The following is a 12,493-nucleotide window of genomic DNA, read 5'->3' as shown; positions in this document are numbered from 1 at the left end:
GTCCAGCATGGTAATTTTACGCTGCTTTTTCTGCTTCCTGTTCTGCCTTTAGTTTAGCACGATCCATGCTCTTAAAGAAGCCGAAGTAAATCAACGTGTCCATTACAATGTTAAACAATTGCATTATACCGCCTGAGATATGACCCGTAGAAATAATTCCGGAAAGGATTGGCGGAGTCGTCCACGGTGGGTAAATTCCGATAGTTTTGGCAACCCAACCCATCTTCATGGCAATATACGTTGCAATAATGTTGGCCATGGGCGCTAAAATAAATGGAATAATGATTTGATAGTTTAAAACAATCGGTACCCCAAACACAACTGGCTCGTTAATATTGAAGATCGATGGAGCAATTGATAATTTTCCCAAGGCCTTCATTTCCTTATCTTTAGCAAAGAAAGTCATCAGAATAACAAAGCCCAAGGTAGCACCACAACCACCAATCCGGACAAAGTTGTCAAAGAAGGTTTTGGTAATAATATTAGGCAGCGCCTCATGTGCTTTAAAAGCAGTGGCATTAGCTGCCAACGCGGTGTACAACACCGGGTCAATAATACCCGAAATTGCGTTAGCACCATGGATCCCAAAGAACCAAAGCACACATATTACCAACTCAATTACAATCGCACCACCCAAGGTATTGGTTACCTTACTCATCGGTGCTTGCAAGAAGAAGGTAATGACGTTAGGGATACTCTTCATTGGCGTTGCTTCAACCCCAACTCTAATTAACCACACCACAAACAGTGAGATTGCCCCTGGAAAAAGCGCTGCAAAAGAGTTGCTGACAGCTGGTGGCACCGTGTCTGGCATCTTAAAAACCAAGTTTTTGTGCATGAGCCAAACATACAAATCGGTCACAAACAGCCCAACTAACAGTGCGGTAAACAAACCCGATGAATCAAACTGCTTCAAGGGGATTAATAGGCCGCCATCTTTTCCTACTTGCATTGGAATGGTTAGGATGAAAGCTGCTATCGACACAATCATCGCTGAAAAGGGATCTATCCCCTTGTAATTTTTAGCCATACTATAAGAGATACCAGCTACCGCTACCAGCCCCATGATGTTGAATGAGGCATTGGTGATATACTGCACCACATTGGACCAGTTAGGCCCAAAAAGATGAGCCATAAAGTCCAGATACCCCTGGACTGGGAATTGACCAATGATCATAAAAATCGAACCGATAATAATCATTGGAACCGCTGCGGTCATTCCGTCTCGTAACGCTACCATGTGCTTAGCACTGGAAACCTTATTAAAAAACGGAACGAGCTTCTCGGTAAGAAAACTGTTTTCCTTTGCCATATAAACACTCCTACTATACTTTGATAATTGCAGTTAGATGCAATCGCTTGCATTTTAATATTAGCATTTTGTTTCATAAAGTCAACAATTTTTTGAAACGTGTTTCATGAAAACCCGGTAATTATTGGGCAGTAAGCGTCAGTACTGAAACCTAAGCAAAAAATGCCCCGCCATAATTAGCAGACGGTCTAATTATGATGAGGCACTTCAATTCTAGGATATTAACAAGCTTCTTACCGTTCCTGCAACCCTCACCTATAAACTAACGATGAGCTTGCGGATTTCTTCGGGGTACTCCCACTGAATATAGTGAAATGAACCCAATGCAACTACCTTAGAACCAGCATTGTGGTTGAAATACTCTGACCGCTCATACTCTTCTTGGCGGTAACTCTCTGTGACAATGATTGCTGGAATACTATCATCCAGTCGATTGCTATCCTGCCAAAATCGGTCCATTTGCATCGCATTTACGGCATTTTGGTTAGCTGTTTCGTCAAACTTATCACTATTTTCAGCGGTAGTTTGCCAAAATTCCTCGGCTTCTTCCGCTGAAAACAGGTCCGTTATTTTGCAATAAATAATTTCCTCGCTATCTTCTGCTTCCCGCTCCTTTTTAAGGTAAGCCGCTTCTTGTGGCGGATTCAGAAAAATTTCCCGTGTCGTTGGCTCAATTCCAACGAAGGCACGCAGACGGTCAATTTGTTTACTCATCTGAAGGGCATAAACACCGCCAATGCTGTGTGCCACCACAATCACCGCTTCAGCATTAAGTCCATTAATTATTTTGGCAAGTTCAGCCGCTTCATTAGACAGGGTGTAGGGTGCGGTTGACTTGCCACTAAAGCCGGTATTTAAATAATCAGGGGCAAATATACCAAAATGCTCGGGCAATTCCTTGATCACTCGCGAAAAACTCTGCGCAGTATCAAAACTGCCAAAGCTATTCAAAAAAACAATCAGCGGATTACCTGACCTTATCGTGTATTCGATTTTACCAATTGAAGTATTTAAATAAGCTTTTTCCATAATTGCTCCTCATCTTGTCAGCACACAAATTCTAGCTTTTTTGCTCAAACAATAAGTTTACCAGTTCATGAGTAGAAAGCCCAAGATCAAGCCCAAGATGTTCACCTGCTAAACTATCCTTACGCAAAAAGCTCAGCGCCAGCCGCATTTTCGAATCACCCGGCGCGCTATACCATTCAGCAAATATCAAATTTTTTCTCAAACAAAAAGCCCGTTATTCAGGCTCCGATTGGAGCTTGAATAACAGACTTAAACGCCACTGCTGCTTACGGCATGACACGTTTCCTTTTCGTCTTTTGGAAGAGATAAGTAATAGTGAAGAAAATGATCATAAAAATTAAATAGGTAAGTAATACTTGCCAGGTTAACGAAAAGACCGTATCTAGCGTAGCTGGGCTCATCTTCATCGTTATCTTTAACCCCAATAAAGCGGTCTTTACAGTAGAACTGCTAATACTAAATAGCTCAATAAGATAGTCAAGCAAAAATAGAAGCAAATATAGACTACTACCAACTTTAAAAGCTTTATTTAAATTCATCGGCGTGTGCACATCCCTTCTCGAAGAGGCAATAATTAACTATATAATAATCAGCTTTAGATATAATGATATTATATTAAAATTTTATTGTCAACATTATAACTAATTTTAATTTTTGTCACTCAAAAAGACGGACCTATGCCCGCCTTTTTATTTCTACACTGTTTTATCTAGTGTTTATCCTTGTTGCCAGTTTTAGTTATCATTGATTTCTGAACTTGCAGGCTTCTTCCTCAGTTCTACACCCTTGCTTGTTTTCTTACCAGGACTGTGCTTAGTAACCATTACCTTAGCCTTGCCAGCAAACTTAGTATTGGCGACTTTCATGGATGCATAACCTGATTTATTTACATGCCGGCGCTTAATTGGCTTACCATTTCTCCAGATAGTAATAAGATCACCTTTTTTAGCCCTGACATCAAAGTATAGATATTGCTCGGTATCGCTATCAAGGTCTATAGCTGGCGCCTTAGAGGCATATTGTCCAGCCGAAACGGTTTTGCCTAATAATTCATCGTCACCATATAATTTAAAAGTCTTATAACCCTTGAATGGTATCGTCACTTTGAACTTGTTGGTATTATCTTTGAGTTTAATCTTTTTGACGGTTTTATCATCATACTTAATGGTTAGCTTGTCATAACCATCAGCTATTCCACTAAAGGTGATTTTATGTGTTTTGCTAGAGTAGCTATAGTTAAGCCGCTTAATACCCATCATAATACTAACATAATCATTACGTAGACTAGGCCTATGTTTAGCTGCCAAGGCAGGCGACACTCCGCTAACTAGCAATAAAATAGCGGCCATTGCTCCGATATTGAATTTAATCATCTTGTTCTGCTTCATGCTATTCTCCATTATTTTTTAATTATTATTACTTTAAAAATAACATTATAAGCTTGTCATCTAACATAATTTACGTCAACAATTGTTATATGCTTCCACCAGACTTATCAATTTGCACAAAAAGCGAGCCAAAGGCTCGCTCTTCAATATTATTTATTGAGTGACTAATTTGTGCAATTAACTAGTTTCTATGAATTGTTCTATTGTCCTTAAGCTTTTGTAACTCTACGCCTTTACTCGTTTTCTTTCCTGGGGTATGCCTGGTAACCATTACTTTGGCATTATCTTAAAAATTAGTATTAGCTACTTTCATTGCCACATAACTTGATTTAGCTACGCGACGTCGTTGAATCGCCTTGCCATTCTTCCAGATTGTCACAATATCCCCTTTTTTGGCATAGAACTGAATCTTTTGTTCTTGGCTAGTCTGCCGGTAAAAATCAATGTTTGGCTTCTTAGACGCATATTTCTTTGCTGAAATGGTTTTAAGCAATTGCTTGTCACCATAAAGTTTAAAGGTCTTGTAGCCTTTAAAAGGCACGGTTACTTTAAACTTGCCGTTTCCCTTTATTTTTGCCGCTTTGACCGTCTTGCCGTCATACTTAACCGTCAAATTTTTAAAGCCAGATGCATTACCGCTAAAGCTGATTTTATGCGTTTTACCTGAATAACTGTAATTGACGGCATTAGTATTTGTGTTGCTATTAGCAGCCTAAGCTGGTGGAATTCCGCTAACCACGAATAAAATTGTCGCCACTAAGCCTAAGCTGTATTTGATTAACTTGTTCTTCTTCATAATGTATACCCTCTCATATATAATATCTAAATTTCAAAATAAAACTAATCTACCTTGAAACGATAAACTCTTTTCACTAACCTATTTATTTTTCTTCTTTATTAATATATTCTATTTTCCACCAAATAAAATTTACTTTTTTGGTATATACACCTACGTTTTTACCATTTATATTCGTCGGATAATATCCAACTTCTTTTGAACCTCCCTGAAATCCAGCAACTTCTATATGATTTCCATTATTCTTAAGACCTATCAAAAAATTTTTTGTTTTTTTATTTGTTGTGATTCTATCTATCTCTTTTATATCTTGTTTCTTTATAATTTGAACAATTTGATATTTTGTCTCAAGTGGTACATATGATTCAGATATCAAAAACCATAATATAAAAATAAAAATTAAAAAAACTATATTTGATCTAAAAAATGATTTTTTATTCAATATATTCTCCTTTTTTAAGATTATAATTATTCCGGCTCAAATAATTAATATTTTTAATTAATATAATTATCATAGAGTTAATATGTCCCCCGCCATTACACGCTTTATAGTATGTTCCCATTCAACTAGTCGCTCTAGGTAACTCTTGCTTGGAGTATTGCCCATTTTAGTTGCTACAGAGTGCCTATAAGTATACATGCTAATATTTAAACCCACACCATTTAATTAGAACTATGTTACATACTTTCTTCAATATATCATTTAAATCATTTTTATTGATCAAATCATGTTTAAATAAAACTGATTCTGCCGGTGACGAAACAACTGCAACCAAAAAAGCCTGTCATTCAAAGCTCTTCTAAACTCGAATAACAGACTTAAAAATCTTTCGATTGTTTTCTTAGTGCTGACTAGAAGCATGTAACCTATCGTAGCAATTTTTGTGGCATATGTATAAGGATATTATTTATGTTAATAATATCTTGATATGACATTATACGTCGCAATACTTTTATTTTATTTTATCAATATCAATTGACACACCATCTTTCATACGCTCTAACCGTATCCCTTTACTGGTCTTCTTTCCTATAGCATGCTCAGTAATTATTACTTTAGCATTATTTTCCAGTTCAGTATTTACTACTTTCATTGTCGTATCATCAGCAGTCAAACGACGACGCTGAATAGGCTTACCATCTTTCCAAATTATCACAATATCTCCCTTTTTACCATAAAACTTAATCTTTAAATATTGTGACGTCTGATCGTATTGATAGATATTAGGCTTCTTAGACGCATATTTCTTTGCCGAAATGGTTTTAAGCAATTGCTTGTCACCATATAATTTGAAAGTCTTGTAGCCTTTAAACGGAACCGTTACTTTAAACTTTTGACCGTTTTTCTTGATTTTAGCCGCTTTAACCGTCTTACCGCCATACTTAACTGTCAAATTTTTAAAGCCTGTTGCATCCCCACTAAAGGTAATTTTGTGGGTTTTACCTGAATAACTCGTGCGGAAATTTCTTATGCCATTAACGGGGCATTTAATCGAGCGCCATTCAATATTGCTTGAGCTGTTTTTGGTAGCCATGGCTGGTGATACTCCGCCAACCAAGAATAAAACGGTGGCTGCTAAGCCTAACCTGGATTTGATTAACCTGTTCTTATTCATAATTACTCTCCATTGTTATAATAAATAGGTATTTTAAAACCAACATTATAAGCTTATCATCCAGGAAAATTTACGTCAATCACTAATATTAAAGGTAGCGATACGACAATACTTTTTGAGATTAAAAATTAGCCTCCACAATCTTGAGCCAGCCAAAACTCAGTGCCTTTAATTATATAATGTGACATCAATCATAGCCGTCATCTTTAACAATCCATCAACGATAGCAAATCAATTGACGTGTCACTATTTTTAATCAGATAAGGATCATGCGATACCATCACGACAGTCTTACCTTTACATTTGGCAAACTGTAATGCTTCAAAGATAATCTCTCTATTTTCTGGATCAAGTGATCCGGTTGGCTCATCACACAAAATTAGTTCACATGGTTTTAACAAGCACCTCGCAAAAGAGATACGCTGCTGCTCTCCACCTGATAACAATCCTATCTTAACATTTTCATCTGCTTTAATATTTAATTGGTCTAGCAACTGTAACTTTCTTTTTTCAAAAGAAGCTTTTGATTCTTTTGTATCTATCCTTGCTAATTTCAAATTTCTTTTAATGCTTTGGTCATTAAGCAATGCATAATTTTGAAACAGATAGCTGATTTTAGTTTTTAGCAGCATCCGAGTTTTAGCACTATTTATTTTTGGTGCAGGCTCATTAAAGAGCATCATTTGGCCTGTATCAAGTTTATCTAATAAGCCAATTATATTAAGTAAAGTCGATTTGCCAGACCCACTGCTTCCATAAATAGTTGTAATTTTTTTACTTTCAATTTTTAAATTTAAATCACATAAAACTTTTTTACCCTTATAACTTTTATTTACTTTTTTTAGTTCAATTATATTATTCATTTAGTAATCCTCTTATTGAATTTCTGGCAAATACTTTTACCCCAACTAAACTTACTAGGAAATCAATACAGATCGCAAGGGTCAACAATATAGAGCCTGAAACATTAAATTGTCCGTCTCTAAAAGTAAATATTATGGCCAATACAACTTGAACTATCCATAATAGCCATAATCCCATACTGCTTCTATAAATAGATGCACCTAAAGTTTGTTTAATCGCATAGGAGCGCCCAAAAACAAAAAAGTATAAGTAAATTAATGACACAGAAATAGTTATAAATGAGATAAAGGTGATTATAGTTGAAATAATGTTAGAGAGCATTACCTTCTTCTTGTTGGAGTAAATTTAATTGCACATCACTTACACGGATTAGCTGCGGAAAATTATCCGTTAAATTATATTTTTCAAATAAAGTTTTATATTTATTATTGTAAACTTCTTCCGGGGTCTTACCGTGTAGTGCTATCTTTAACGGATCTTTACCATCTCCAGTAAATATATTACCGTAGCCATTAAAGGCATGAGATGATCTCACATATATATATCCGTAGTTTTTTATTTTTTTACCTGATTCATCAATAATCGATTGACTATCATTAATGTAGATTATTCTAGCTTTATTAATTCTGAAACTTTTAGATAAATATTTATTTATTTGCGCTTGCAATTTTAAATTTGATTTATATTTATTAGATAACAAAATACTCGGTTGTCTATTAACATCTTTCTCCTCAACTCTTGCACCATTACTTTTATATATAGGATTAAAATTTAAGTAATTTGCATTAATTGTCACAAGTTGATATTGTTGTTTTCCTTCGCTATTGCGGCCTGTTATTCCCGTAGTATCAACTAAAATACCGTCATTTTTACTTATCTGAGAATAAATAACACCATTTAGCAATTTAAGCGTATTATCTGGATTAACCAAATCATCTTGATTATATCCAATTACAGATGGGAAAAAAGTAGCATAATCGTCATAAACTGAAGATTTTTTATCACTAACACTCATAGTTACATATTGATACATCAAGTTACCCAACGGTAAGGCAGATGCTAAAACAAAAGTTAACAGTATTCCTTTCATGATATATAAAAGTATAAATGCTATTTTTGCATAAGTACGTTTTATTAATAACCTGCTGGTAGGCAGTACTTTCAATAGAACTGCAACTACAAATATAACTAAACTAAAAATAATCATTATCATACAAGTCAAAGAAAACAGGGGCCAAAGCATTTCAAAGTGACGATTGACCAATTCTGGAATTAAGGTGAGCGTAAATCCTATTCCTGAACCTAATATTAGCCACGGCATTGCTATTTGCTTTAACGTAGTGGCAATTGTATATCCAAGTAATCGATAAATCCCCAATTCTCTACTAATAGATAGACAGTAAATCATAATTACAATTAATTGAAAAAAGGTCATAGTAATCGCTAACTGGCGAAAATCGATTGAACTTGATTCATCAACATTAGGGACCTCTACTACCTTAAAATCCCTTTCTGATAACTTAGTACCTAAATCCTTGTTTAATTTTTTGCTAAGTAGTTTTCTAAATTTTTCAACTGCAGTAATATCCAAAGTTTGTAGATAAAATAGTCCTTCTCTAATCTCAGGAAGTTTACGTGCGTTTATTTTTTTGACGGTGAAATCTGCATTGCCATATTTAATAAGTGGTACACTATCCTTCAAATTTTTGGTTGAATATTCATTTCCATTTTTTAGCTTGATTTTAAAAATATTAGCCAAGTCACTTGAATTCAAATCACTTACTTCAAAAACTGTATCATCAATATATTTTGCATAATCAACTTTTTTAGTCTTGAGACCTCCACCCTTATAGTTTGTCCTTTTTAAAAAAGGAATATTTAGTTGTTTACTTGTTTCACTTATATCATCAACTATTTTTTTATATTTTGCATTAGTTGTAGCTTTTATAGGTAAGCCTAACTGAATATAGAAATTATCAAGATTATTTTTGCTTTGATTCATTACATTATTGTGTCGATCAATCATAAAAAACAACCATAAAAAAACTGTAACAGCTGAAGTAATTACCAAAACCCACTTTAAAAACTGTTTAAACATATTTTCTCCATATTCATTTTAATAAACCAAAGCTATATACAAACTTTGAAATTCATATATAGCCTTTAGCAACAGCTAGCTAATGCTGGATTTCTGTCAGTGATAGAGTTGTCGCAGCAATTACTAGTAAGGTAGATAACTTTTCCATACATGATTATTTCTTAATGCATTCACAGTTCTGACGTTTTAAGTACTTCTTAGCTTTAATTTTATTATATTTTATTTATCATAAAATTAAAACTTTTTATTATTTTAGTTAATAAAAAATATAGCTTTTATTTTAAGGACTTGATACTTGTCACTTATAATTGCCGATGAATTCGGACTTAACCCTATTAATTTCATAATTTGAGAAAACAACAAAAAAGCCTGTCGTCCAAGTTCTCCTGAACCTGGACGACAGGCTTAAAAATCTTTCGAATTACTAGAAGCATGTAGTCTTATACCTAAACTTTAACAAAAAATTGTGGTTGAATACTATTTAGAATTATCTATTGCTATTCTTGGCAGAACCAGTTGACCTTCTAAAACTAAATTAAATCTTTCAAATTCTGGAATTAAGCACTGCACCAAAGAAAAACTTTTATTGTTTAAAATTACTCTCCTAAATATATCTACCCTATGTGACGATAAAATCTCCACTTCCTTGTTAAGTAGATCATTCAAACTCAATTCGATTTTTTTTGTTTTACTACATTCGATTTTATTCAATTCATTTATAAAATTAAGTGTTAACATATCTTTCATAATAGGTATATTATTCCAAATCTTTTCTATTCTATAATATATATTCTTATCTTCTTTTCCAGAAACACAAAACAGTTGAAAAGCTTCGGTAATTGCACGTTCAATAGCATATTCTTCACTAAGAGATGTCCCAGAGCCATAAAAGCTAATAGGAGATATTTGCTTATTAATTATAACTGCCATATACGTTGGTATACTATATATATTAATTATTTTAACTAGTTCAAGTTCCGCATTTACAGTTTTTTCTATAGAAAAAACTAACCTTCTTAATCTTGAAGGTAGACTATTTATGTCAATCAAATTTGCAATAACATCCTGATTCTGATTCAACCCATATTTAATTAAAAATTTTGAAATTGTATCTCGTTCTATCAGCTCATTTATAGAATGCATTGTTGCTTCCGCAACACTTGAGCCACTCGCAACACCATTATCAGAACTATAATTACTACTATGATTGTCTTTCAAATCTGTTTCTACATAATTCGTATCATTCAAAAAACTAGGATAAAAAAGGTTTTCATTTTTATTGATACTTTTAAAACTATCAACGTTAACATAGTATTCTTTTACAAATTCTAATGCTGGATCACTTGCCAGACCATTATTTTGTCCTATTATATCTATAACACTTCTTACATTTTTTTCGTGTCGTTGATGATTATAATAATAATGCTCTAAGCTTTCAAATTCTGATCCTAATACAGGCTCTTTTCCACTTCCTTTGCCCATACCTACTGATATTTCTACATCATTTTTAAACAATTTACATTCCACTATCTGTAAACCAATGTCGATTGAAAAAAAGCTTTTAAATATTGCTTTCATACCACTATTATGAAAGAAATTACTAATATTTTCATGTGCTGTTGTGCTTTCACATTCTCTTTCAAATTGCATTTTTTTCACCAAATCAAAAATCTGCGACAAGATCGCAGATTAAATAATAAGACCTTAAGTTAATGTATTCTTCAAATTTGAAGAATTAGCACTCAAAATTTTATTTTTCGACAACGAGTTAAAGAATTTAAATTCATTGTCATCTAAACAACTACTAAAGGCCTGACCAAGATTTATTTCTGTTCTCTTGCTCCCCATAATAACACCTCATTTAATTTGCTGAACTATATTTTTTGGTACCATATTTCCACATTAAAATAGAAATTACATACAAAATGGTAATTATAATCCAAAAGTAGAGTAAATATGTCCAGCTTACTCTCCCAAAAACCAACTCTACAGGGATATTAGTAACTAATAATATAGGTATTAAAAATGTAAAAATATATTGCACCAGCTTAGGAAATATTTGCCTTGGATGTGTTGCAAAGCTAATCATATCTTCCACGGCACCATAAAGTGCAGTTAACCCATTAATCCAAAATGTAACTGAAATACAAATCTGATTAATTAAGAAAATTGTTATTGATGACATAATAAGCTCTACGCTTATTAACACAACCTGATTTATACCAACCAGCTCTATACGCAGATATTTAGCTAAAAGTATAACTGATAAAAAGAAATTAAAAATGCTTGGAATATCTATATTTGTTCCCACAAGATACCAATACGATGATACCGGTCTAATTAGGGAATAATCTAAATCTCCTTGTAATATTGCCTCGCTGAAATTTTCATGTCCAACAATGAAAAAAATATTATATAGGTATGTTGCTGAGTTCGTAAATGTGATCAGTATAAAATATTGATTTTTTGTCCAACCTGCAACACTGTTTATATCCTCAAAATAAAAATTTCCAACGTACAACTGAATTAAAAGAAATATTAGTGCCAAAGCAAATGTAATTACACTAGTTGTTCTGTAAATTAAAAATTGCTCTATACTCTGCCGCCAAATAGAAAGCAAAATGTGCTTTTTTCTCATACGCTTGCCCCATCATATTTGTGCAATCCTTTTGTAAGCAGTACACAATATCCTATTAAAAAAATAAATGTCCAAATACCAAGCATGCAAAAGTTATTAACCACATGTGTATCTAACATGCCAGATATTAATCTAGCGGGAATATCCGTAACTAAAGAAAAAGGATTAAAATGTATCCATGAATAAGTTTTTTGCCCCAGCAATGATAAAGGAAAATATAATCCACCTAATAACGAATAAATTGCATTTATTCCTGCTCTTAACGGCCACATGTTGATTACCCAAAATCCCAAGCTTCCTAACAGCATCATCATGCTAAAAAACATTAAATATGCCAGAACAAAATAACATAACAACAATAGCATTGTTTTAAATTGCACTTTAAAAAATAAAATCATTAAAAAATAGAAAATAAATAATGGGGTAGAATAGCCAACATTATGGAAGTAAAGATACCAGAATAAAGACACTGGTTTTGTTATAAAATTAACTATCTTTCCTGATTTTATTAAGTTTGATAACTGAAATGCGGGATGTGTAGTAAAAAGTAGTACTGTTATATTAGTAACCACCAGATACTGTGCTAAAGACCTATAATCTATTAAACTATTTTTCCTACTTATCCATGACCACATTAAAAGTGAAACTATTAAATTGACAAACTGGATAATTAGCTTGATAACATAATTACTTCTGTAAATTAAACTATCTTTTAGTCCTAAATAAAAAATTGCTAAGTATTTTTTTACCAT

General features: G+C 33.2%; 11 protein-coding genes. All 11 read right to left on the bottom strand.

The features are described 5' to 3' along the window. Nucleotides 1-16: 16 nt before the first annotated feature. The 11 genes from celB to R8389_RS00095 all read right to left on the bottom strand — a co-directional run bounded on the left by celB (nt 17) and on the right by R8389_RS00095 (nt 12,493). Entirely contained in the window at nt 17-1,312 is a 1,296-nt protein-coding gene (gene celB, locus R8389_RS00145) for a PTS cellobiose transporter subunit IIC (RefSeq protein WP_317637501.1), read from the bottom strand. A gap of 255 nt (nt 1,313-1,567) precedes the next feature. Further along, nucleotides 1,568-2,341: an alpha/beta fold hydrolase gene (locus R8389_RS00140; protein WP_317637500.1), complete on the bottom strand. Its 774-nt coding sequence runs from the start codon at nt 2,339-2,341 to the stop codon at nt 1,568-1,570. 734 nt (nt 2,342-3,075) lie between these two features. Beyond that, nucleotides 3,076-3,729, bottom strand: a complete 654-nt coding sequence (locus tag R8389_RS00135) for a hypothetical protein (protein WP_317637499.1) — start codon at nt 3,727-3,729, stop codon at nt 3,076-3,078. Between the two features lie 286 nt (nt 3,730-4,015). Beyond that, nucleotides 4,016-4,342 carry a hypothetical protein gene (locus tag R8389_RS00130; protein WP_317637497.1) on the bottom strand — a complete coding sequence of 109 codons (327 nt, stop codon included), beginning with the start codon at nt 4,340-4,342 and terminating at the stop codon, nt 4,016-4,018. Nucleotides 4,343-4,610: 268 nt separating this feature from the next. Further along, a complete protein-coding gene (locus tag R8389_RS00125; protein WP_317637496.1) occupies nt 4,611-4,967 on the bottom strand; it encodes a hypothetical protein in 357 nt (118 codons plus the stop codon). Nucleotides 4,968-5,478: 511 nt separating this feature from the next. Next, nucleotides 5,479-6,141, bottom strand: coding sequence for a hypothetical protein (locus tag R8389_RS00120; RefSeq protein ID WP_317637495.1), 663 nt, complete (start codon nt 6,139-6,141; stop codon nt 5,479-5,481). Between the two features lie 206 nt (nt 6,142-6,347). Beyond that, nucleotides 6,348-7,004 (bottom strand): ATP-binding cassette domain-containing protein, encoded by a 657-nt coding sequence (locus R8389_RS00115; RefSeq protein ID WP_317637494.1) that lies wholly within the window; start codon nt 7,002-7,004, stop codon nt 6,348-6,350. 311 nt (nt 7,005-7,315) lie between these two features. Then, the gene (locus tag R8389_RS00110; RefSeq protein WP_317637493.1) at nt 7,316-9,103 is read right to left on the bottom strand and encodes a hypothetical protein; all 1,788 of its coding nucleotides are present in this window, start codon (nt 9,101-9,103) and stop codon (nt 7,316-7,318) included. Nucleotides 9,104-9,580: 477 nt separating this feature from the next. Continuing rightward, on the bottom strand, nt 9,581-10,753 hold the full coding sequence (locus R8389_RS00105) for a YcaO-like family protein (protein WP_317637492.1): 1,173 nt from the start codon (nt 10,751-10,753) through the stop codon (nt 9,581-9,583). A 211-nt stretch (nt 10,754-10,964) separates the two neighbouring features. After that, on the bottom strand, nt 10,965-11,741 hold the full coding sequence (locus tag R8389_RS00100; protein ID WP_317637491.1) for an ABC-2 family transporter protein: 777 nt from the start codon (nt 11,739-11,741) through the stop codon (nt 10,965-10,967). After that, nucleotides 11,738-12,493 carry an ABC-2 family transporter protein gene (locus tag R8389_RS00095; protein WP_317637490.1) on the bottom strand — a complete coding sequence of 252 codons (756 nt, stop codon included), beginning with the start codon at nt 12,491-12,493 and terminating at the stop codon, nt 11,738-11,740. The genes R8389_RS00100 and R8389_RS00095 overlap by 4 nt, the downstream gene beginning before the upstream one ends.

Source organism: Lactobacillus xylocopicola (assembly GCF_033096005.1).
Lineage (GTDB): Bacteria > Bacillota > Bacilli > Lactobacillales > Lactobacillaceae > Lactobacillus > Lactobacillus xylocopicola.
The sequence above is the reverse complement of the archived record's forward strand: the minus strand, read 5'-3'. Positions and strand labels throughout refer to the sequence as shown.